This window comes from Streptomyces anthophorae, from assembly GCF_049310305.1.
Classification (GTDB): domain Bacteria; phylum Actinomycetota; class Actinomycetes; order Streptomycetales; family Streptomycetaceae; genus Streptomyces.
Genome location: NZ_JBLWQQ010000001.1, coordinates 2,090,747 through 2,112,946, shown reverse-complemented (window position 1 = coordinate 2,112,946; position 22,200 = coordinate 2,090,747). Strand labels below are relative to the sequence as shown.

The following is a 22,200-nucleotide window of genomic DNA, read 5'->3' as shown; positions in this document are numbered from 1 at the left end:
GAGGCCGGTGGTGGAGGCGGGCCGGAAGCACCGCTTGGCGCTCGGTCGCCGTCTGGGCGGCCTGCACGGTCACGATGATGATCCTCGCCGGGCTCCTGCCCGACTTCAAGCTCACGTCCGACGACGGCGACAGCATGACCCGCGTCGCCGTCACCGCCGCCCTCGGCGCCGCCGCCTTCGCCCTGCTCTCGGCCCTCGTCTGGCCGATCCTCGTCCGCGCCCTGCTGCTCGTCCCCGCGCTCGTCCTCGGCCTCGTCGTGTTCTTCCTCAACGGCGCCCTGCTGCTCATCGCGCTGCACCTCATCCCGGACGGCAGGGGAGAGGCGGGACCCGAGACCGCGGTGGTCGTGGCCGCGGTCATGTCGGCCGTGGCGTCCGCGGCCGGTGGTGCGCTGGCCGTCCGGGACGACGACGCGTACCGCAGGCGCCTGTACCGGCTCGCCGACCGCAGACGCCGCAGGGGCCCGGACGACGCCGCCTCCTGCCCGCCCACCGCCGGGACCGTCTTCATCCAGCTCGACGGCGTGGGCCACGAGGTGCTGCGCCGCGCCGCGCGCGACGACGTCATGCCGACGGTCGGCGCGTGGCTGCGCGACGGCGGCCACCGCCTCACCCCGTGGCGCACCGACTGGTCGAGCCAGACCGGCGCCAGCCAGCTCGGCATCCTGCACGGCTCCAACCACGACGTCCCGGCCTTCCGCTGGTACGAGAAGGACACCGGCGAGACCCAGGTCTCCAACCGGCCCACCAGCGCCGCCGAACTCCAGCGCCGCGCCGTCGCGCACACCGGCGACGGCGGCCTGCTCACCGTCGACGGCGCCAGCCGCGGCAACCTGTTCAGCGGCGGCGCCGAACAGGTCGCGCTCGTGCTGTCGGTGGCCGCCCGGCGCGGCAAGGAGAACCGTTCGCGCGCCGGGTACTTCGCCTATTTCTCCGACCCGGCGAACGCCGTCCGCACCGCGCTCTCCTTCTTCGCCGAGGTCGGCCGTGAGATCGGCCAGTCCACGCGGTCCCGCCTGCGCAAGGAGCGGCCGCGGATGGGGCGCGGCGGGCTCTACCCGTTCATCCGCGCCTTCGCGACCGTCGTCGAGCGGGACGTCGTCGTCGCGGCCGTCATCGGCGACATGCTCGCGGGCCGCAGCGCCGTCTACGCCGACCTCGTGGCCTACGACGAGGTGGCGCACCACTCGGGACCGTTCGGCCGCGACGCGCAGAAGGTGCTCGAACGCCTCGACCGCTCGCTCGCACTGCTCGTCAAGGTCGCCGAGCACGCGCCGCGCCCGTACCGCATCGTCGTCCTCTCCGACCACGGGCAGAGCCCCGGCGAGACCTTCCGCGGCCGCTACGGGCTCACCCTCCAGGACCTCGTGCGCGCGGGCTGCGGGCTGCCCGTGCCGCGCAAGGCGGGGCGCACCCGCAGCGGCGCCGAGGCCCGCGCCGCGGTCCGGGCCGCGCTGCACCGCCCCGTCGAGGAGGGCGCGGGCAAGGGGAAGCGCAGCGAACCGATCGTGCTGGCCTCCGGAAACCTCGGCCTCGTCTCGTTCCCCGACGTCCCGCACCGGATGACCCGCGAGGAGATCGACGCCCGCAACCCCGCCCTGCTGGCGACCCTCGCCAACCATCCCGGCATCGGCTTCCTCCTCGTGCGCAGCGAGGAGCACGGCGCGGTCGTGCTCGGGGCCCGGGGCGCGGAGGTGCCGCTGGCCGAGCTGGCCGACGGCGAGGGGCCGCTCGCCGACTTCGGTCCGGGCGCCGCCGACGCCGTGCGCCGCACCGACTCCTTCCCGCACACCGCCGACATCATGGTCAACTCCATGTACGACCCGGTGGACGGCGAGGTCCTCGCGTTCGAGGAGCAGATCGGCTCGCACGGCGGCCTCGGCGGCGCCCAGAGCCGCCCCTTCCTGCTCTCCCCGGCGGAACTGTCCGAGCCGGTACCGGAGGGCGACACCCTGGTCGGCGCCGAGCAGGTGCACCGGGTCCTGCGCCGCTGGCTGACCGAGGGCGACGGACCGCAGATCCCGCTGAAGGCGACGCCGCCGCACCTGGACCGACCTGCGACGGAGCCCCTGGAACGGCCCGTGGAGAATTCCCTCCGACGCGACCCCGCCGGTGGATCTTTTGCGGCCACGCCCCCCGAGCCGCAGGACAATTCCGCCTGATTTGGAGCGCGGTGGGAGCCCACCGGACCATGGGCCCCGCCATCCGGCGATCCCGCGGTGGCCCAGCACATATCGAGAGGCACTTCCCCCCATGCTCGACACCGGGACTGCCCCCGCTCCCGAGACGACGCCGACAGCGGACGACCGGAACGCAGAGGGCCGCGACGGCAAGCACGCCCGCAGGTTCGGTCTCCCCATCGCGACGGCCCTGGTCATGGGCAACATCATCGGCGGCGGCATCTTCCTGCTGCCCGCGTCCGTGGCCCCCTACGGCACGATCTCGCTGGTCGCCTTCGGCGTCCTGACGGTCGGCGCCATCGCCCTCGCGCTCGTCTTCGGCCGGCTCGCGAAGCGGCACCCGCAGACCGGCGGCCCCTACGTCTACGCCCGCGAGGCCTTCGGCGACTTCGCCGGGTTCCTCGCCGCGTGGAGCTACTGGATCACCTCGTGGGTGTCGAACGCGGCGCTCGCCGTCGCCGCCGTCGGCTACCTCGACGTGCTGCTGCCGATCCACGGTTCGACGTTCTGGACGATCGTCGCGGCGCTCGCCTGCCAGTGGCTGCCCGCGCTCGCCAACCTCGCGGGCACCCGCTACGTCGGCGCCGTCCAGCTCGTCTCCACCGTCCTGAAGTTCGCGCCGCTGGTGCTCGTCGCCGTCGGCGGCCTGTTCTTCTTCGACGCCGACAACCTCGGCCCGTTCCAGGCGGACGGCGGCTCCCCGGTCGGCGCGATCTCGGCGTCCGCCGCGATCCTGCTCTTCAGCTACCTGGGCGTCGAGTCCGCCTCCATGAGCGCGGGCGAGGTCCGCGACCCGGAGCGCAACGTCGGCCGCGCCACGGTCCTCGGCACCGCGCTCGCCGCCCTCGTGTACCTGCTGTGCACGGTCTCCGTCTTCGGCACCGTCGCCCACGACAAGCTGGTGGACTCCACCGCGCCGATGACCGACTCCGTCAACGTGATGTTCGGCGGCTCCTGGGGCGGCACGGCGGTCGCCGTCGCCGCGGTCGTCTCGATCCTCGGCGCGCTCAACGGCTGGACGCTGCTCTCCGCGCAGGCGCCGTACGCCCCCGCGAAGGACGGCCTGTTCCCGGCCGCGTTCGCCCGCAAGAAGCGCGGCGTCCCGACGTTCGGCGTGCTCGTCGGCGTCGCCCTCGCCTCGCTCCTGACCATCTACAACTACACGGCGGGCTCCGAGGGCGTCTTCGAGTCCCTCGTGCTCATCACGACGTTCACGGCGACGGTCCCGTACCTCCTCGCCACCGCCGCGCAGATCTACTTCCTGCTGTCGGGCCAGGGCCACCGGGTGAGCAAGGGCCGCCTCGCGCGCGACATGACGCTCGCGCTCGCCGCGTTCGGCTTCTCGATGTGGCTGGTCGGCGGCGCCGGCTACGCGGCCGTCTACCAGGGTGTCGTCTTCCTGTTCGTGGGCGTCCTCGTCTACGCGTGGATGGCGGCCCGCAAGAAGCGTGGCGCTGCGCAGGGAACGGGCGACGCGGCGGTGTCCTGACGCGTCGGTCAAGCCCCTCCGGCGAGGCGCGGTCGCGGGGCTCCGCCCCGGGCCCCGCGCCTCAATCGCCGGCGGGGCTTGACCGGGTCACCTACCTGGCCAGCGGTGCGACCACCCAGCGCTGTGTCTTGAACATGCTGTCCCGCGAGCCGATCTCGATCAGCTTGCGGGCGGCCGGGTACGCCTCGTTGCCCTCGATCTCGTAGCCGACCTCGAGGGACCCGGGTACGTCCCTGATCTCCAGCTCGGCCTCGATGTCGGCCGCCGACCGTTCGCTGTCGGCGGCCATCGCCGTGAGATGGCCGATGCGCCGCTGCTGCGCCTCGTCGAGAGCCTGGCGCGGGTCGCGCGAACCGGGCGAGGCCAGCGCCTGCTGACCCTTGCCGGACGGCGGCGCGACCGCGGACGCCGGGGTGCGTGTGTCGCCCGTCGGCGTACGCGTCGACAGGGTCGCCTGGACGACCGTGCCGTCGTTGTCGAGCGCGACGCGGAACTCGCCGCGGCCCGGCGTGATCACCGGTACGCCGTCGAAGACCTGCCGGAAGGTGACGTGCGTCTGGAGGGAGACCGGCTCACCGATCTGCGAGCCGTCCTTCTTGCCGCTGTTCTGCATCAGGTCGTGCACACCGTCCACGACCAGCTCGATGCCGCCGGTGTTGTGCTCCTGCACGAACCGCTGCGCGATCTCGACCGCGCGCTCGGTCGCAAGCTGCCGCGTGTTGCGGTGGTTGGCCTCGGCGAGCTTCACCCAACGCACCGCCTGCGGCGCCGTCGAGATGAACCGGTCGCCCGAGCTCGCGCTGAGCACGCCCTGCCGCTCGACCTGCACCTCTTGCAGCGCCGCGGCCGGGAAGTGCGCGAGCTCGCCGAGCTTCGTGAGCTCCGCGCTCGGGTCGCGCGGCGCCAGCTGCACGGTCTGCGGGGTCTCCGGCGCCTGCGTCAGCGGATCGCGCAGCCCCTGGCGCGCGTAGTACCAGCGCCACGCGTACCAGCTGTCGGGCACGTGGTCCCGGTAGAAGTTGCGCTCGGAGTTCAGCCGGTTCTGCGCCTCCGCCTGGGTCGCACCGGTGGCGCACACCGACGGCGCCTGGCCGTGGTAGATGTCCCAGCTCGCGTTCAGCCACGCGTCGCAGAACGTCTGCCCGGCCCGCCACTTCTCCCAGAACTTCTTGCCGTAGTCCGGGCTGTCGATGCTCGTCGTCTCGAACCCGAAGATCATCCGGGAACCGAGGTTGGGTCCCGCCCACGTACGGACGGGGGAGTGCCCGTCGAGGACGCGCAGCGAGTTGCACGTCGACCAGAACACGTAGTTGGCCTTCTCGTTGCCGAACGCCATCCGGTTGGAGATCGCGTCCGAGCGGTTGTCCCAGGTGCCGCCGAGCGGCGCGAAGAACACCCCGTTGCCGTCCATGCCGCCGTGCCCCGAGTGGTAGACGGCGCACACGGCGTCCACGCCGTACCGGTCCTGCCAGTTGTCGTACGTCTCCTCGTACGCCCAAACCTGTACGCCGTTGTCGGCGAACCAGAAGTTGCGGTCGTAGAACTGCTGGAGGTACGCGAGCCAGCCGGTCGCGTCCTCGTGCGTGTGGGAGAGCGGGTTCTGGTTGACGAACTTCTGGATGCTGAACGCACCCCACCAGCCGAACGTCGAGTCCCGGTCGGTCGCACCCGGCTTCCCGGTCTCCAGTGGTGACGGACCTCGGTCCGCGTAGATCATGCGCATGGTCAGACCCCCTGCGAATCCCCGTGGGACCCCCCTGGGCGGGGGGCCTCAAAGTGTCACCGCGGTGCCGACTTGCCCAGCGCGCTTTCCAGCCACAAAGAAAGCCCCGCCGGCGATTGAGTCGCGGGGTCCGGGGCAGAGCCCCGAATCCGCAACCACGGCTCCCGCAAACAAGACCCCGCCACCCCGTGTGTGGTCGTATGGAACGGCACACGTACACCTACAAACCCGGAAAGGACCCCCCGTGGCAACGACCCGCTCCGCCCACACCGTGTGGGAAGGCAACCTGTTCGAGGGCAACGGCACCGTCACCTTCGACTCGTCCGGCATCGGGCAGCAGCCGGTGTCCTGGCCGTCCCGCGCCGAGGAGGCGAACGGCAAGACCAGCCCGGAGGAGCTGATCGCCGCCGCGCACTCCTCGTGCTTCTCCATGGCGCTCTCCAACGGTCTGACCGGCGCGGGCACCCCGCCCACCAAGCTGGTCACCTCCGCGGACGTGACGTTCCAGCCGGGCGAGGGCATCACCGGCATCCACCTCACCGTCGAGGGCACCGTCGCCGGCCTCGACGAGCAGGGCTTCCAGGCCGCGGCCGAGGACGCCAAGAAGAACTGCCCCGTGAGCCAGGCGCTCACCGGCACGACGATCACCCTCACCGCGAAGCTGGGCGGCTGAGCGTCCACCGCGCTCTTGACGTAGGCCCGCTCACGCCCTGTGCTGGATCCGGACGTGAGCGGGCCTTCGCGGAGAAAGCGGAAAAGGGGACGCGTCATGGGGCGTGCGGTAGGTATCGATCTCGGTACGACGAACTCGGTGGTGGCCGTCCTGGAGGGCGGTGAACCCACCGTCATCGCCAACGCGGAGGGCGCGCGCACCACCCCCTCGATCGTCGCCTTCGCCAGGACGTCGAGCGCCGAGGTGCTCGTCGGCGAGGTCGCCAAGCGACAGGCCGTCACGAACGTCGAGCGGACCGCCCGCTCCGTCAAACGGCACATGGGGGACGGGAGTTGGCGCTTCCCCGACACCGGGGACATCGACGGGCACCGCTACAGCGCCCAGGAGCTCTCCGCGCGCGTCCTGCAAAAGCTCAAGCGCGACGCCGAGTCGTACCTCGGCGAGGACGTCACCGACGCCGTCGTCACCGTGCCCGCCTACTTCGACGACGCGCAGCGCCAGGCCACGAAGGAGGCCGGCGAGATCGCGGGCCTGAAGGTGCTGCGCATCGTCAACGAACCGACCGCCGCCGCGCTCGCGTACGGCCTCGACAAGGGCGAGGAGCAGACGGTCCTCGTGTTCGACCTGGGCGGCGGCACCTTCGATGTGTCGCTGCTCGAGATGGGCGAGGGGGTCATCGAGGTCAAGGCCACCAACGGAGACACCCAGCTCGGCGGCGACGACTGGGACCAGCGGATCGTCGACCATCTCGTGCGGCAGTTCAAGAACGCCCACGGCATCGACCTCGCGGGCGACAAGATGGCCGTGCAGCGGCTGCGCGAGGGCGCCGAGAAGGCCAAGATCGAGCTGTCCTCGTCGAGCGAGACGAACATCAACCTGCCCTACATCACGGCCTCGGCGGCCGGCCCCCTGCACATGGACGAGAAGCTGACGCGGGCCCAACTCCAGGAACTCACGGGAGACCTGCTCGACCGCTGCAAGAAGCCCTTCCATCAGGCGGTCAAGGACGCGGGCGTGGAGCTGAAGGACATCGACCACGTCATCCTGGTCGGCGGGTCCACGCGGATGCCCGCCGTCACCGACCTCGTCAAGGAACTCACCGGCAAGGATCCCCACAAGGGCGTCAACCCCGACGAGGTCGTGGCCGTCGGCGCCACCTACCAGGCGGGCGTCATCCGCGGCGACGTGAAGGACGTGCTGCTGCTCGACGTCACCCCGCTGTCCCTCGGCATCGAGACCAAGGGCGGCGTGATGACCAAGCTCATCGAGCGCAACACGACCATTCCCACCCGCCGTTCGGAGATCTTCACGACCGCGGCCGACAACCAGCCCTCCGTCGGCATCCAGGTCTTCCAGGGCGAGCGGGAGATCGCCGCGTACAACAAGAAGCTGGGCGTCTTCGATCTGACGGGACTGCCCCCGGCGCCGCGCGGTGTGCCGCAGATCGAGGTCACCTTCGACATCGACGCCAACGGGATCATGCACGTCGGCGCCAAGGACCTCGCCACGGGGCGCGAGCAGAAGATGACGGTGACCGGCGGCTCGGCACTGCCGAAGGACGAGATCGACCGGATGATGCGGGAGGCCGAGGCGCACGCCGAGGAGGACCGCACGCGCCGCGAGGCGGCCGAGGTCCGCAACGAGGCGGAGCAGCTCGTCTACCAGACGGAGCGCTTCCTGCGGGACAACGAGGAGCGCGTCCCCGCCGACTCCCGGACCGAAGTCGAGGACGCCGTCAGGGAGTTGAAGACCGTGCTCGAATCCAAGGAGGCCGACACGCGGGAGCTGCGCGAGGGATCAAGGAAGCTCGCGGAGGTCAGCCAGCGGATGGGGCAGGCGATGTACCAGGCGGCCTCCTCGTCCCAGGAGGACGCGCCGCCGTCCGGCGAGCGGGCCTCGCAGGAGAAGGACGCGCACGACGACGTGGTCGACGCCGAGATCGTGGACGACGACAAGCCCTGACCGGTCACCCGAGGGCTTCGCGCTCCCGCTTCAGGATCTCCAGCGTCCGCTCGGCCCCGGCCGCCTGCGCCACCAGGTGGTCGAGGACCTCCAGGTGCATGCCGACCTCGTCCCGCACGTCCAGGTACAGGGCCCCGGTCACGTACTCGCTGTAGACCATGTCCGGCAGTTCCCTCACCGGGAACCGGAACAGGGTGAACGGGCCGAACGTGCCGGGGTGCGGGCCCGAGGCGAACTCCGCGATCTGAAGCGTCACATTGGGACGCCGCACCACCTCGATCAGCCGGTCCAGCTGGCCGCGCAGCACGTCGGGGCCGCCGGGCGTGCGCCGCAGCGCCGTCTCGTCCATGACGACCCACAGGTGCGGCGAGTCCTCCCGGTCGAGCAGTGACTGGCGGGCCATGCGCAGGTCGATGTGGCGGTCGACCTCGTCGGGCCGGGAGCGGCCCACCGTACCGGCGTCGAAGACGGCGCGCGCGTACTCCTCGGTCTGCAACAGGCCGGGCACGAAGTGCGGTTCGTAGGCGCGGATCATCGAGGCCGCGCCCTCCAGGCTGACGTACAGGCTGAACCAGTCGGGCAGCACGTCGTGGAACCGCTGCCACCAGCCCGGCAGGTTCGCCTCCTCGGCGAGCGCCACGAAGGCCTCGATCTCCCGCTCGGGCACCTCGTACTGCTCCAGCAGCATCTGCACGTAGGGGATCTTGAGGGCGACCTCGGCGGTCTCCATCCGGCGGATCGTCGCGCTCGCCACGCGCAGCGGCCGGGCCGCCTCCTCGCGCTTGAGCCCGCGGGCCTCGCGCAGGTCACGCAGCCTGCGGCCGAGGACGACCTGGCCGACGGTGGGCGCGGGGCGACGTTCACTCACCTTGGTACGTCCCCCCCCACGAGTTAGGAGCCGGTGCGCTCCCAACCCCGCCGCTCCGGGCGTGCGCCGAGGCGCCGCGGGTCGCGGCTGCGGTAGACGACGTACGGGCGGAACAGGTACTGCACCGGCGCGCTGAACATATGCACGAGCCGGGTGAACGGTACCAGCGCGATCAGGAGCATGCCCACTACCGCGTGAATCTGATAGAGCACGGGCACCCCGTCCATCAGCGTCACATCGGGGCTCAGCGTGAACAGGCTGCGCGACCACGGGGCGATGGTCTGCCGGTAGTCGTAGCCGTTGCCGCCGGAGTGCGTGAGCTTGGCGACCATGCCGAGGACCAGGGCGCCGAGCAGGAACACGTACATGGCCTTGTCGTTGCGCGTCGTGGCGCGCAGCACCGGCGCCTTGGTGCGCCGCCGGTAGACCAGCATCGCGATGCCCACGAGGGCGAGCACGCCCGCGAAGGTGCCGCCGATCAGCGAGAACATGTGGTACGTGTGCTCGCTGACGCCGACCTTCTCGGTCCACGACTCCGGGATGAACAGGCCGACGATGTGCCCCACGAGCACGAAGAGGATGCCGTAGTGGAACATCGGTGACGCGATGTTGAGCAGCTTCGACTCGTAGACCTGCGAAGAGCGCGTCGTCCAGCCGAACTTGTCGTAGCGGTAGCGCCAGACGGTGCCCGCGATCAGCAGGACGAACGCTACGTAGGGCAGGACACCCCAGATCGCCGTGTTCACCTGGCGTGCTCCGTTTCGAGGAGGGGGAGTGCGAAGGGTTCGAGGCCGACGTTCTCCTGGGGCGGTCCCGAGCGGGCGAGCGCCTGTGCCTCGGCCCGGTCCTTGGGGGAGGGGCCGGGCAGGGCGGCGCACACCGCGTTGAGGACGGTGGCGTACGGGGTGCCGTGGTCGGTGAGGGCGAACCGCAGCAGTTCGAGGCCGGCCCGGTTCTCCTCCAGCAGGAACGTGCCCTCCTGCGCGGAGAATTCGAGGACGGCCGGCAGGAAGTCCGGGAGTTCTTCGCCGGTGAACTCCATGCCGTGCTCCCGGTAGACCTCCTTCATCCGCACCAGGGACATGCCGCGCCTCCGGGTGTCCCCGTCGCGCCACCACGTCAGGTACAGGCTGTGCCGGTTCTTGAAGTCGAAGACCTGGACGTAGTGGGCCGCCAGATCCTGCATCGGCGTGGCCTCGGCGTGCTCGACGAAGGGGGCGAGCGGCGGCGCCGCCGCGCGGATCAGCGGGAGCCGCTGGTAGAACTCCTCGTCGGGGTACGTGAGACACAGCGCCGAGGCCTGAAGGAGCAGGGAGGTCCGGTCGGTCATCAGCTGTCCTCCTGGTGGATGCCGGCTGTGCTGTCCGTACTGTCAGCGGTTTGCCGTTCCTTGCTGAGCTGGAAGTTCTCGACGGAGACGACGGGCAGCAGCTTGCGGCCGTCCGCGACCGTCGACCCGGAGTCGCCGCCGAAGGGCCCCTCGCCGCCCATGCCGGGCCCGCCCTCGTGGTCGAGCGAGCAGGTGTCCGCCGGCAGCGCGGACTCCTCCAGGCGTTGCGCGTCGCCGACCGCGGCGGTCGGGATCACGTACCGGTCCTCGTACTTGGCGATGGCGAGCAGCTTGTACATGTCCTCGATCTCGTCCGGTGACATGCCGACGGACTCGGCGATCGAACCGTCGGGCAGGTCGCCGAGGTTGATGGACCGCATGTGGGAGCGCATCGCGGCCAGCTTCTCCAGGGAGGCACGGACCGGGGTCACGTCGCCCGCCGTGAAGATCTCCGCCAGGTACTCCAGCGGGATGCGCAGCGTGTCGATCGCGCCGAACAGGTTCGCGTGGTCCTCGCCGTCGTGCCCGGTCTCGGTGAGCGCGTCGACGACGGGGGAGAGCGGCGGGATGTACCAGACCATCGGCATCGTCCGGTACTCCGGGTGCAGTGGAAGCGCCACCTTGTACTTGCTGATGAGCGCGTGCACGGGCGAGCGCCGGGCCGCCTCCATCCAGTCGAACGGGATGCCCGCCTCCTCGGCGGCCCGCTGCACCGCGGGGTCCTCCGGATCGAGGAAGATGCCCAACTGCTCCTCGTACAGGTCGTGTTCGTTGGGTGAGGACGCGGCCTGCGTCACTTTGTCGGCGTCGTAGAGGATGACACCCAGATACCTGAGCCGCCCCACACATGTCTCGGAACAGACCGTCGGAAGCCCCACCTCCAGGCGCGGATAGCAGAGCGTGCACTTCTCGGCCTTGCCGGTGCGGTGGTTGAAGTACACCTTCTTGTACGGGCAGCCGGTGACGCACATCCGCCAGCCGCGGCAGGAGTCCTGGTCGACGAGGACGATGCCGTCCTCCACCCGCTTGTACATCGCGCCCGAGGGGCAGGACGAGACGCACGACGGGTTGAGGCAGTGCTCGCAGATCCGCGGCAGATAGAACATGAAGGTCTGCTCGAACTGGAACTTGACCTTCTCCGCGGCCTGTTCGCGGGTCTTCTCCACCATCGGGTCGAGATCGCCGTGCTCGGTCGCACCGCCCAGGTTGTCGTCCCAGTTCGAGGACCACTCGATCTTCATCGGCTTGCCGCTGATGAGGGAGCGGGGCTCGGCGACCGGATAGTCGTCGCCCAGCGGGGCGTCGGTGAGGTTCTTGTAGTCGTAGGTCCAGGGCTCGTAGTAGTCCTTGATCTCCGGCAGCTTCGGGTTGGAGAAGATGCCGGCGAGCTTCTTGAACCGGCCGCCGGCCTTCAGCTTCAGGGCGCCCTTCTTGTTCAGCTCCCAGCCGCCGCGCCACTTCTCCTGGTCCTCGTAGCGGCGCGGATAGCCCTGCCCCGGACGGGTCTCGACGTTGTTGAACCAGACGTACTCCATGCCGTTGCGGTTGGTCCACGCCTGCTTGCAGGTGACCGAGCAGGTGTGACAGCCGATGCACTTGTCGAGGTTCATGACCATCGCGACCTGAGCCATGATGCGCATCAGTACTGGACCTCCTGGGAGCGGCGGCGGATGACCGTGACCTCGTCGCGCTGGTTGCCCGTCGGGCCGAGGTAGTTGAACGCCCAGCTCAACTGGGCGTAGCCGCCGATGAGATGGGACGGCTTGAGGATCAGCCGGGTGAGCGAGTTGTGGATGCCGCCGCGCTTGCCGCTCGCCTCCGCCTTCGGCACGTTGACGGTGCGCTCCTGCGCGTGGTGCATGTAGACCGTGCCGGCCGGCATGCGGTGGGAGACGATCGCGCGGGCGACGACGACGCCGTTGCGGTTCACGGCCTCGATCCAGTCGTTGTCCTTGACGCCGATCGAATCGGCGTCCTGCGGGGACATCCAGATGGACTGGCCGCCGCGGGACAGCGCCAGCATGAACAGGTTGTCCTGGTACTCGGAGTGGATGGACCACTTGTTGTGCGGGGTGAGGTAGCGGACCGTCACCTCCTTCTCCCCGTCCGGGCCCAGCCGTGGCTCGCCGAACAGCCGGTTCATGTCGAGCGGCGGCCGGTAGATCGGCATCGCCTCGCCCAGCTCGTGCATCCAGTCGTGGTCGATGAAGAAGTGCTGGCGGCCCGTCAGGGTGTGCCAGGGCTTGAGGTGTTCGGTGTTGAGGGTGAACGCCGTGTAGCGGCGCCCGCCGGACTCGCTGCCCGACCACTCCGGCGAGGTGATCACCGGGACGGGCGCGGCCTGCGTGTCCGCGTACGTGATGCGCTTGCCCTCGTGCTCGGCGGACAGGTGCGCCATCTCCTGGCCCGTACGGGCCTCAAGGGTGTGGAAGCCCTGCGTGGCGAGGCGCCCGTTGGTGGTGCCGGACAGGGCGAGGATGGTGTTCGCCGCCTTGACCGCCGTGTCCAGGGACGGGCGGCCGTCGGCCGGTCCGCCGCGCACCGTGCCGTTGCGCTCGCGCAGCTCCGTGACCTCCTGGTCGGGCTTGAGCGCGATGCCCTTCGCGGGCAGGCCCAACTGCTCGACCAGCGGGCCGAGCGCGGTGAACTTCGCGCCGATCGCCGTGTAGTCGCGCTCGACGACCGTGAGGTTCGGCAGCGTCCTGCCGGGCACCGGTTCGCACTCGCCCTTGCGCCAGTCGAGGACGACGCCGCCGGGCTGCGCGATCTCCCCCGGGGTGTCGTGCTGGAGGGGCGTCGCGACCAAGTCCTGCTGCACACCCAGGTGTTGTGCCGACAGCTCGCTGAGCTTGTGGGCGAGCGCCTTGAACGTGTCGAAGTCGCTGCGCGCCTGCCACGGCGGGTCCACGGCCGGGGTGAAGGAGTGCACGTAGGGGTGCATGTCCGTGGAGGCGATGTCGTGCTTCTCGTACCAGGTCGCCGCGGGCAGCACCACGTCCGACAGGAGCGTCGAGGACGTCTGCCGGAAGTCGAGGGAGGTGAGCAGGTCGAGCTTGCCCTCGGGGGCCTCGTCGCGCCAGGCCACCGTGGTGGGGCGCTCGTCGGGGGAGGCCTCCTCGGCGCGCAGCGAGGAGTGCGTGCCGAGCAGGTGCTTGGTGAAGTACTCGGCGCCCTTCGCGGAAGAGCCCAACAGGTTTGCCCGCCACAGGGTCATCACCCGCGGCCAGTTCTCCGGTGCATCCGGGTCCTCGCACGCGAACTTCAGTGAACCCGCCTTGAGTTCGGCGACCGTGTCCTCCACGGACTGCGCGCCGAGCGCGAGCGAGCTGCGGTCGAACGTCGGATACGAGGGCATCCAGCCCGAACGCGCCGACAGGGACAGCACATCGGCGCCCGTCATGCCCTCGAAAGCGCCCTTGCCGAGCGGTGACGCCAGTACGTCCGCGCTGAACCGGTCATAGCGCCACTGGTCGGTGTTGAGGAAGAAGAACCCGGTGCCGATCATCTGCCGCGGCGGCCGCGACCAGTCGTTGGCCGAGGCCAGCGAGGCCCAGCCGGTCACCGGCCGGCACTTCTCCTGGCCCACGTAGTGCGCCCAGCCGCCGCCGTTCCTGCCCTGGCAGCCGGTGAGCTGAAGCAGCGACAGGAAGCCCCGGTAGGTGGTCTCGGAGTGGAACCAGTGGTTGGTGCCGGCGCCCATCAGGATCATGCAGCGCCCGCGCGACTTCTCGGCGGTCCCCGCGAACTCCCGCGCGATCTTCACGCACTTGGCGGCCGGGACCGAGGTGTGGATCTCCTGCCAGGCCGGGGTGCCGGGCGTCTCCGCGTCGTCGTACGAGGTGGGCCACTGGCCCGGCAGGCCCGCGCGGCCGACGCCGTACTGCGCGAGCAGCAGATCGAACACGGTCGTCACCAGCGGCCCGCTCTGCCCGCCGAGCCGGGTCGCCGGAACCCCGCGCCGCACGACCTCGCCGCGGCCCTGCCCGTGCGTGCCGCCGTCGGTGTCGAAACGCGGCAGCAGCACCTCGACGCCGCCCGCCACGTCCGATCCGTGCAGGCTCAACTTCGGCTGGATATTGCCCAGTTCGAGGTTCCACTTGCCCTTGCCCGACTCGGTCCAGCGAAAGCCCAGCGACCCGTTCGGAACGACCGGCTGCCCCGTCGCCTCGTCGAGCACCGCGGTCTTCCACTCGGCGCCCTCGCCGCCCTGGCCGAGGTCGGTGGCGCGCAGGAACTTCGACGGCACGTACGCGCCGTCCTTCTCCTCCAGCGTGACGAGGAACGGCAGGTCGGTGAACTTCTTGACGTAGTCCGTGAAGAACGGCGTCTGCCGGTCGACGAAGAACTCCTTGAGGATGACGTGCCCCATGGCGAGCGCGAGCGCGCCGTCCGTCCCGGGATGCGGGTGCAGCCACTCGTCGGCGAACTTCGCGTTGTCCGCGTAGTCGGGCGCCACGACCACGACCTTCTGACCGCGATAGCGTGCCTCGGCCATCCAGTGCGCGTCCGGGGTCCTGGTCACCGGGACGTTCGACCCCCACATCATCAGATACGCGGCGTCCCACCAGTCACCCGACTCGGGGACGTCCGTCTGGTCGCCGAACACCTGCGGAGAGGCCACCGGCAGGTCCGCGTACCAGTCGTAGAACGACAGCATCGGGGCGCCGATCAGCGAGTGGAAGCGGGCCCCCGCCGCGTGCGACACCATCGACATCGCGGGGATGGGGGAGAAGCCGGCGATCCGGTCGGGCCCGTACGTCTTGATGGTGTGCACATGGGCCGCGGCGATGATCTCCACGGCCTCGTCCCAGGTGGCCCGCACCAGACCGCCCTTGCCGCGGGCCTGTTGGTACCTGCGGCGCCGCTCCGGGTCGGCCTGGATGTCGGCCCACGCGAGCACCGGGTCGTGAAGGCGTGCCTTCGCCTCCCGGTACATCTCCACGAGCACGCCGCGGATGTACGGGTAGCGCACCCGGGTGGGGGAGTACGTGTACCAGGAGAACGCGGCGCCGCGCGGGCAGCCGCGCGGCTCGTACTCCGGCCGGTCGGGGCCCACGCTCGGATAGTCCGTCTGCTGCGTCTCCCAGGTGATGATGCCGTCCTTGACGTACACCTTCCACCGGCAGGAGCCGGTGCAGTTCACGCCGTGCGTGGAATTCACGACCTTGTCGTGGCTCCAGCGGTCCCGATAGAAGACGTCACCGTCCCGGCCGCCCTTGATCTGCACGCTGTGCAGGTCCGGTGCCGCCGTCCCCCGCCGGAAGAACCGCCCCGCGCGCAGCAGCGCGGCATCAGGCTCGGTCGGGGTGCGCGTCGTGTCCGTCACCGTCAGCTCCCTCGATATCCCGTTCTGGGCACGCTAATGGCGTTGTGTCGGTGCCACACCTCGGCCGGGACCGTACGAGGAGGACGTCAGGGCACGCCCGTACGGGTTCGGCCATTACCCCGGACGTAATCGACCCGCCACCCGGGCGCGGGCAGGGTGGAGCCACCGACCCACTGACGGAGGGTGCACCCCATGTCCGCCACCACGCTCACCACCACCCCGGTCCGGGCCCGCACCTGGCTGCGCCGCCTGCTCGCCGCCGACGCGCTGGGCACCGGCATCAACGGCCTCGCCTACGTCGCCGCCTCCGGGCCGATCGGCCGCTTCCTCGGCATCGATCCCGGGCTGCTGCTCGCGCTCGGCGCCTGCCTGGTCGGCTACGCCGCCGCGGTCGGGGCGCTCGCCGCACGCAGCAGCCCGCCCGCGCTCGGCGTGCGCACCGTGGTCGAGGTCAACCTCGCCTGGACGGTGCTCAGCTTCGTCGCCCTGTTCGCCTGGCTCGACCCGAGCACCGCAGGCAGCGTCTACGGCTCGCTCCAAGCCGTCGTGGTCGCCGCGTTCGCGGCACTCCAGTACGCGGCGCTGCGCGCTCAGCCCCGTGCGGAGTGAAGGTACTTCGCCGTCGCCGGGTCGGCCGGGAGCAGCGTCTCCACGGCCAGCTCGGCGACCGTCACGTCCAGCGGCGTGTTGAACGTCGAGATCGACGACACGAACGACAGCACCTGCCCCTCGTGCTCGATCACCATCGGCAGCGCGAAGTACGGCAGCACCGGCGCGGCCGGCTCGGCCACGTCCGCGCCCGGCGGCAGCGGATACGCCGCCACCTCCTCGTACAGCTCCCGCAGTGGCTGCGACCTGGTCAGCGCGATCTGCTGTTCCAGCTGCGCCAGCAGATGCCCCCGCCACTCGCGCAGATTCCTGATCCGCGGCGCGAGGCCCTCCGGGTGCAGGGTGAGCCGCATCGCGTTCAGCGGTTCCGTGAGCAGGTGCGCGGGCGCCGAGGACATCAGCAGGGCGATGCCCCCGTTCGCCGCGATCACGTTGAACGTCGCGTCGACGATGAACGCCGGATACGGCTCGTAGCCCCGCAGCAGCGTGTCGAGCCCCTCGCGCAGCACGCCGAGCGCGGGGTCGTCCAGCGGGGTCTCCTTGAACCGCGGGGCGTACCCGGCGGCCAGCAGCAGCGCGTTGCGCTCCCGCATCGGGACGTCGAGGTGCTCGGCGAGCCGCAGCACGAAGTCCTCGCTGGGGCGCGAGCGGCCCGTCTCCACGAAACTGATGTGCCGCGCCGACGACTCCGCCCGCAGCGCGAGCTCCAACTGACTGACCCGGCGCCGCTCCCGCCAGCCGCGCAGCAGGGCGCCCACTTCTGACGAGTTCTTGCGCGCGGCGGCAGTCATGGGAAGACCGTAACCGGATCCGGTGGCACGCTGGAGGCATGCCTACTGAACCGCTCTCCCAGAAGGACATCGAGGACCGCCTCGCCGAGCTGCCCGGCTGGTCCGTGGAGAACGACGCGCTCACGCGCACGTACCGCCTGGGCTCGCACTTCGCGGCGGCGGCGCTGGTCGTGCACATCGCGCAGACCCAGGAGGACCTGAACCACCACTCGAACCTGACCCTCGGCTACAACACGGTGACCCTCGCGGTGAACACCCACGACGCGGGCGGAGCCCTGACGGCGAAGGACTTCACGCTGGCGGAACGGGTCGAGAAGCTGGCGTCGGCGCACACCGAATGAGCCCCTCCGGCGTTTGACCTTCCAGCCCCGCCCTGGGACGTGAGGCAGCGGGGTCCGGGGCGGAGCCCCGGTTTCGGGAAGGGGCGGGGTGGGGGATTTCCGCCCTGCACACGCCCGGCTGGGCTAAAGTCCCCGCGTGCTCGACTACGACGAGGAAGCGACCCGCTACGACGCCACCCGCGGCGGCGAACCCCGCGCGAGGGCAGCCGCCGACGCCGTTCTCGGCCTCGTCCCGGAGAACGCCCACACCCTCCTCGACCTCGCCTGCGGCACCGGCCTCGTCACCCGCCACCTGACCCGCCCCGGCGGCCCGCGCCCCATCGGCGTCGACCGCGCGAGCGGCATGCTGCGGGCCGCCGCACCCCGCCTGTCCGGCGCGGCGATCCAGGCCGACGCCCGCCAACTGCCCTTCGCGGACGCCACGTTCGACGCGGTCACCGCGGTATGGCTGCTGCACCTCCTGGACGACGCGGCACCGGTGATCGCCGAGGCGGCCCGCGTGCTGCGCCCCGGCGGCGTGCTCGTGACGACGGTCGACAAGGCCGCGGCACACCTCGTCGGCAGCGACATCTGCGCCCTCGTCGCACCCCACGGCCGCCGCAGGCCCGCCGACGCCACCGCGCGCATCACGCAGCTCGCCGCCGGGCACGGTCTGCGCCCGCGGGGTTCCGCCACCTTCGTCGGCCACGGCCAGGGCCGGGTACCGGCGAAGCTCGCCCGGGAGGTGCGGGCCGGGCGGATCCACGCGAAGGGCCGCGAGGAACTGGCGGCACGCCTGGAGGCGCTGCCGGACCAGCGGACGCCACGACCGGACCCGGTCTACACGCTGCTGGCGTTCTCGGCCTGAACGGGTGCCTGTGAAGTCCCGGCCCGCCGCGAGAAGTCCATCGTCCAGTTCGTCAGCCACGTCCGCCCTTCGTCGACGGAGAACGCCTGTTCCCAGCGCGCGGTCGTCGGGCCGATTCCGGACCACGTGAACCGCACCCGTACGTCCCGGCCGTCGTGCGTGTCGTCCCCCTGGAAGAGGCCGGTGCCGTCCTCGAAGCCGCCGATCACGGGCGGGAAGAGGCGGCCCGTGCGGTCGGTGGACCAGTTCAGGGACCAGGTGCGGGTCGCAGGGTCGAAGAGGCGGAGCGTGAGCCCGGTCCAGCCCTGCGCGGGCACCGGCATCTCGTCGATGTTCGCGGCGCCTGCGAACAGGCTCCAGCAGCGGCTTCTCGCCGTGAACTCCTCCCAGCCGCTGTCCGGATCGAGGAAGTCGAGGCGACGGCGGTGGGCGACGTCCCACTCACCGAGGAAGAAGTCGAAGTCGTGCGCGGTGCTGTGCTGCGACGCGGTCCACGTGGTCATCGGTGGTCTCCTGTCGTTCCCTCGGGCATGGTGTCGGGCACGTAGTGGAGCGCGGGCCGGCCCGCCGCTTCGCCCCGGAAAGGCAGGGCGTTGTCCCACACCCAGCTGTACGCGTTCAGGTACGCGCCGTCGGCGCCGCCTCGCTCTTCGAAGGTCATGCCGGGACGGTAGGGCCGCTTCCCTGACATCCTGTGTCAGTGAAGTGCTCGTGAAGTCCAGCCGCCTCGTCTCGATGCTGCTCCTGTTGCAGACCAGGGGCCTGATGACCGCCGCCCAACTCGCCGCCGAACTGGAGGTGTCCGTCCGCACGGTCTACCGGGACGTCGAGGCCCTGCACGCCGCCGGAATCCCGGTCTACGCGGATTCCGGGCACGCGGGCGGCTACCGCCTCGTCGACGGCTACCGCACCCGGCTCACCGGACTGACCGCCGACGAGGCCGAGGCGCTGTTCCTCGCCGGGGCGCCGGGGCCCGCCGCCGACCTCGGACTCGGTCCGGTGCTCGCCGCCGCCCAGCTGAAGGTGCGGGCCGCGCTCCCCCGCGAACTCCGCCCGCACGCCGACCGGATCAGCGCCCGCTTCCATCTCGACGCGCCGGGCTGGTACGCGGAGGACGACGACACCGCCGAGGCGCTGCCCGCCGTGGCCGAGGCGGTGTGGAACCGGCGCGCGCTGCACGTCACCTACCGCCGCTGGCGCGAACCGACCGACGTGGAGCGGCGGTTGGAGCCGTACGGGCTCGTGCTCAAGGCCGGTCGCTGGTACGTCGTGGCGGCGGCCGGGGCGGGCGGCCCGCGCGTCTACCGCGTCGACCAGATCCTCGAACTCCAGGCGACGGCCGAGGAGTTCGAGGCGCCTGACGACTTCGACCTGGCCGCGTTCTGGGTCGCGTACCAGGCGGACTTCCACCGGCGTCTGCACACCGGCGAGGCCCTCGTGCGCCTCACCCCCGGCGCGGCCGACCGGCTCACCGGGGCCGCGGCGCGTGCCGTGCGCGACACCGGCCGCACCGAGCCCGACGGCAGGCTGCGCGCGCGGCTGCCCATCGAGTCGGTCGGCCGGGCGCACGACGAGTTCCTGCGCCTGGGCGCGGACATCGAGGTGCTTGAACCGGCCGAGCTGCGTGATCGGATCGCGGCGACGGCGCGGGCACTCGCGCGCCTGTACGCGGGCCCGGAGCCCGGCAACCCATCGGCCGCCGGGAACCTGGTCGGTTGACGGCGGGCGAGACGTCCCGGTGGTCAGTCGACGCGGTGCAGCTTGATCTCGCGGTTCGCGAAGAGATGCACGTAGCCGCACTTCCAGCAGATCAGCCCGGAGGCGTTCTCGTCCGCCCAGGCCAGCTTGAGGAACTCACCGCCGGTGCTGTTCAGCTTCACGTTCCGCTCCCGGAACTGGTCGTTCTTGCAGACCAGACAGGTGATCCACATGTCACCCAACGATGCCCGCACCGGCTTGGCCATGACTGTTCTCCTTGATCGTCCGACGGACTCGATCATGCCCGGGGAGGGAAGCGCGACACGTGAATTGAGCAAGCCCTGAGCAAGCTCTGAGCCAGGCCGGTACAGGCGCCCGCCCGGCCCCCCAGTGCCGACATGTTGCCGAGGCGGCAACGTGGCTTGCCCGTGCGTATGCCGTCCGCGCACCCTGAGGGGCGACGGACGACATACGGGCACGAAGGGCGGCGACACCGGACATGGCACACGGTCACCACCAGCACGAACAGCACGGCGGACCCGGGCACGGTCACGGCAGGCACGGCGGCCACGACCACACGGACATCGACTGGGCCGACATGATCCCCATGCTGGAGCGCAACGCCTCCGTGTACGAGCCGCTGTACACGCAGGCCCTCTCCTGGCTCCGGGACTCCCGCCCGGCCGGCACCGGCCTGATCGTCGACGCGGGCGCGGGCCCCGGCGCCGTCTCGCTGCACCTCGCCGAGGCCTTCCCCGACGCCCGCGTCATCGCGGCCGACCCTGAGGAGAAGCTGCTCGCCCGCGCCATGGAGCGGTTCGCGGGGCACGGCATCGCCGAGCGCACCGGCACGCTGCGCGTCGAACTCCCGGACAGCATCGACGAGTTGCCGCACGCCGACCTCATCTGGGCCGCCCGCTCCCTGCACCACGTGGGCGACCAGCGGGCCGCGGTCGCCGCGCTCGCGGGGCGGCTCACGCCCGGCGGCACCCTCGCGCTCGTCGAGGGCGGACTGCCGCAGCGCTGCCTGCCGCGCGACTTCGGGCTCGGGAAGCCGGGCCTTCAGGCGCGGGCCGACGCCATCGAGGAGGAGTGGTTCGGCGACATGCGCGCGGACCTGCCGGGCGCCAAGCAGGACACCGAGAACTGGGCGGAGCTGCTGACCGACGCGGGCCTGACGAACGCCGTCAGCCGCACCTTCCTGCTCGACCTGCCCGCACCGCTGTCGGGCGAGGCCCGCGAGACCGTCATCGACCTGTGGAAGCGCCGCCTGGAGGTGTTCGCCGAGGCACTGTCGCCCGAGGACATGGCCACGATCGGGCGGCTCATGGACAAGGACGACCCGCTGAGCCTGTACCGCCGCGACGACGTCTTCCTGCTGACCGCGCACACCGTGCACACGGCGGTCAAGGCGGCCTGAGGCACGTACGCGACAGGGCCCCGGAGCACACCCCGGGGCCCTGTCGTCGGTTCAGGCGCTGCGCCCCGCCCGTTACGCCACGTCGAACGTCGCCGGGTCCGGGCCGAGCCGCCGGTCCTCGTTGAGCGCGGAGATCGCGCCGAGGTCCTCGGTGTCGAGCTCGAAGCCGAACACGTCGATGTTCTCCTTGATCCGCGACGGCGTCACGGACTTCGGGATCACGACGTTGCCCAGCTGGACGTGCCAGCGCAGCACGACCTGCGCGGGCGTACGGCCGTGCTTCTGGGCGATCGCGACGATCGCCGGGACCTCCAGGAGGCCCTTGCCCTGGCCGAGCGGCGACCAGGCCTCGGTCGTGATGCCCAGCTCGGCGTGCTTCTCGCGCGAGGCGCGCTGCTGAAGGTGGGGGTGCAGCTCGATCTGGTTGACCGCCGGGATCACGGAGGTCTCGGCCGTCAGCTTGTCCAGGTGCTCCGGCAGGAAGTTCGAGACGCCGATGGACTTGGCGCGCCCGTCCGCCTGGATCTTCTCGAAGGCCTTGTACGTCTCCGTGGCCAGGCCCTTGGACGGCAGCGGCCAGTGCATCAGGTACAGGTCGACGTAGTCGAGACCCAGCTTCTCGAGGGAGGCGTCGAAGGCACGCAGCGTGGAGTCGTGGCCCTGGTCCGCGTTCCACAGCTTCGTCGTGACGAACAGCTCCTCGCGGGGGAGGCCGGAAGCGGCGATGGCCTTGCCGGTGCCCGTCTCGTTCTCGTAGGCCGCCGCGGTGTCGATGCTGCGGTACCCGGCCTCCAGCGCCGTCGCGACGGCCTTCTCGGCCTCGTCGTCCGGCACCTGCCACACACCGAAGCCGAGCTGGGGCATCTCGACGCCGTTGTTCAGGATGATCGGGGGAACCTTGCTCACGAGGTGTCGATCCTTTTTCGTCCGGTGATGGGTGACA

General features: G+C 70.9%; 20 protein-coding genes. 9 read left to right on the top strand and 11 right to left on the bottom strand.

Going from position 1 to position 22,200, the window contains the following annotated elements; translation table 11 throughout:
• Nucleotides 1-74: 74 nt before the first annotated feature.
• Nucleotides 75-2,162 carry an alkaline phosphatase family protein gene (locus ACNYS0_RS09465; RefSeq protein WP_422482542.1) on the top strand — a complete coding sequence of 696 codons (2,088 nt, stop codon included), beginning with the start codon at nt 75-77 and terminating at the stop codon, nt 2,160-2,162.
• Nucleotides 2,163-2,253: 91 nt separating this feature from the next.
• Nucleotides 2,254-3,669, top strand: coding sequence for an amino acid permease (locus tag ACNYS0_RS09460; protein ID WP_422472271.1), 1,416 nt, complete (start codon nt 2,254-2,256; stop codon nt 3,667-3,669).
• A 91-nt stretch (nt 3,670-3,760) separates the two neighbouring features.
• On the opposite strand, the gene ACNYS0_RS09455 is transcribed toward ACNYS0_RS09460, so the two are convergent.
• Nucleotides 3,761-5,392, bottom strand: coding sequence for a DUF6345 domain-containing protein (locus ACNYS0_RS09455; protein ID WP_422472269.1), 1,632 nt, complete (start codon nt 5,390-5,392; stop codon nt 3,761-3,763).
• Nucleotides 5,393-5,636: 244 nt separating this feature from the next.
• On the opposite strand from ACNYS0_RS09455, the gene ACNYS0_RS09450 reads away from it, so the two are divergent.
• Together ACNYS0_RS09450 and dnaK are read left to right on the top strand one after the other, a co-directional pair.
• The gene (locus ACNYS0_RS09450) at nt 5,637-6,065 is read left to right on the top strand and encodes an OsmC family protein (RefSeq protein WP_399239590.1); all 429 of its coding nucleotides are present in this window, start codon (nt 5,637-5,639) and stop codon (nt 6,063-6,065) included.
• 96 nt (nt 6,066-6,161) lie between these two features.
• Complete coding sequence (gene dnaK / locus ACNYS0_RS09445; RefSeq protein ID WP_422472267.1) at nt 6,162-8,027, top strand: molecular chaperone DnaK; 1,866 nt, start codon at nt 6,162-6,164, stop codon at nt 8,025-8,027.
• Nucleotides 8,028-8,031: 4 nt separating this feature from the next.
• On the opposite strand, the gene ACNYS0_RS09440 is transcribed toward dnaK, so the two are convergent.
• From ACNYS0_RS09440 to ACNYS0_RS09420, 5 genes are read right to left on the bottom strand one after another with little or no spacing between them, the layout of a single operon-like run.
• Nucleotides 8,032-8,895: a helix-turn-helix domain-containing protein gene (locus ACNYS0_RS09440; RefSeq protein ID WP_422472265.1), complete on the bottom strand. Its 864-nt coding sequence runs from the start codon at nt 8,893-8,895 to the stop codon at nt 8,032-8,034.
• 23 nt (nt 8,896-8,918) lie between these two features.
• Nucleotides 8,919-9,641 (bottom strand): respiratory nitrate reductase subunit gamma, encoded by a 723-nt coding sequence (gene narI / locus ACNYS0_RS09435; protein ID WP_422472263.1) that lies wholly within the window; start codon nt 9,639-9,641, stop codon nt 8,919-8,921.
• Complete coding sequence (gene narJ, locus ACNYS0_RS09430) at nt 9,638-10,225, bottom strand: nitrate reductase molybdenum cofactor assembly chaperone (RefSeq protein ID WP_422414709.1); 588 nt, start codon at nt 10,223-10,225, stop codon at nt 9,638-9,640. Before narJ ends, narI begins: the two co-directional genes overlap by 4 nt.
• The gene (gene narH / locus ACNYS0_RS09425; RefSeq protein WP_422472261.1) at nt 10,225-11,865 is read right to left on the bottom strand and encodes a nitrate reductase subunit beta; all 1,641 of its coding nucleotides are present in this window, start codon (nt 11,863-11,865) and stop codon (nt 10,225-10,227) included. The genes narJ and narH overlap by 1 nt, the downstream gene beginning before the upstream one ends.
• Nucleotides 11,865-15,551: a nitrate reductase subunit alpha gene (locus ACNYS0_RS09420; RefSeq protein WP_422472260.1), complete on the bottom strand. Its 3,687-nt coding sequence runs from the start codon at nt 15,549-15,551 to the stop codon at nt 11,865-11,867. Before ACNYS0_RS09420 ends, narH begins: the two co-directional genes overlap by 1 nt.
• Nucleotides 15,552-15,743: 192 nt before the next feature.
• Here ACNYS0_RS09420 and ACNYS0_RS09415 point away from each other — a divergent pair, with 192 nt between their 5' ends.
• A complete protein-coding gene (locus ACNYS0_RS09415) occupies nt 15,744-16,160 on the top strand; it encodes a hypothetical protein (protein WP_422472258.1) in 417 nt (138 codons plus the stop codon).
• Here ACNYS0_RS09415 and ACNYS0_RS09410 read toward each other — a convergent pair.
• Nucleotides 16,142-16,951, bottom strand: coding sequence for a helix-turn-helix domain-containing protein (locus ACNYS0_RS09410; protein ID WP_422472256.1), 810 nt, complete (start codon nt 16,949-16,951; stop codon nt 16,142-16,144). The two genes, ACNYS0_RS09415 and ACNYS0_RS09410, sit on opposite strands and share 19 nt — an antisense overlap.
• A 38-nt stretch (nt 16,952-16,989) precedes the next feature.
• On the opposite strand from ACNYS0_RS09410, the gene ACNYS0_RS09405 reads away from it, so the two are divergent.
• Both ACNYS0_RS09405 and ACNYS0_RS09400 read left to right on the top strand, forming a co-directional pair.
• Entirely contained in the window at nt 16,990-17,292 is a 303-nt protein-coding gene (locus tag ACNYS0_RS09405; protein WP_422472254.1) for a 4a-hydroxytetrahydrobiopterin dehydratase, read from the top strand.
• A 136-nt stretch (nt 17,293-17,428) separates the two neighbouring features.
• Complete coding sequence (locus ACNYS0_RS09400) at nt 17,429-18,139, top strand: class I SAM-dependent methyltransferase (protein WP_422472252.1); 711 nt, start codon at nt 17,429-17,431, stop codon at nt 18,137-18,139.
• Here the strand turns inward: ACNYS0_RS09400 and ACNYS0_RS09395 are convergent.
• On the bottom strand, nt 18,112-18,642 hold the full coding sequence (locus ACNYS0_RS09395) for a hypothetical protein (protein ID WP_422472250.1): 531 nt from the start codon (nt 18,640-18,642) through the stop codon (nt 18,112-18,114). The genes ACNYS0_RS09400 and ACNYS0_RS09395 overlap by 28 nt on opposite strands.
• Nucleotides 18,639-18,800, bottom strand: a complete 162-nt coding sequence (locus tag ACNYS0_RS09390) for a hypothetical protein (RefSeq protein WP_422472248.1) — start codon at nt 18,798-18,800, stop codon at nt 18,639-18,641. Before ACNYS0_RS09390 ends, ACNYS0_RS09395 begins: the two co-directional genes overlap by 4 nt.
• A gap of 50 nt (nt 18,801-18,850) precedes the next feature.
• Here ACNYS0_RS09390 and ACNYS0_RS09385 point away from each other — a divergent pair, with 50 nt between their 5' ends.
• A complete protein-coding gene (locus ACNYS0_RS09385) occupies nt 18,851-19,858 on the top strand; it encodes a helix-turn-helix transcriptional regulator (RefSeq protein ID WP_422472246.1) in 1,008 nt (335 codons plus the stop codon).
• 23 nt (nt 19,859-19,881) lie between these two features.
• On the opposite strand, the gene ACNYS0_RS09380 is transcribed toward ACNYS0_RS09385, so the two are convergent.
• Complete coding sequence (locus ACNYS0_RS09380) at nt 19,882-20,103, bottom strand: hypothetical protein (protein WP_422472244.1); 222 nt, start codon at nt 20,101-20,103, stop codon at nt 19,882-19,884.
• 233 nt (nt 20,104-20,336) lie between these two features.
• On the opposite strand from ACNYS0_RS09380, the gene ACNYS0_RS09375 reads away from it, so the two are divergent.
• Nucleotides 20,337-21,257: a class I SAM-dependent methyltransferase gene (locus tag ACNYS0_RS09375; protein WP_422472242.1), complete on the top strand. Its 921-nt coding sequence runs from the start codon at nt 20,337-20,339 to the stop codon at nt 21,255-21,257.
• Nucleotides 21,258-21,329: 72 nt separating this feature from the next.
• Here ACNYS0_RS09375 and ACNYS0_RS09370 read toward each other — a convergent pair whose 3' ends face one another.
• Nucleotides 21,330-22,163, bottom strand: coding sequence for an aldo/keto reductase (locus ACNYS0_RS09370; RefSeq protein WP_422472240.1), 834 nt, complete (start codon nt 22,161-22,163; stop codon nt 21,330-21,332).
• Nucleotides 22,164-22,200: the final 37 nt, after the last annotated feature.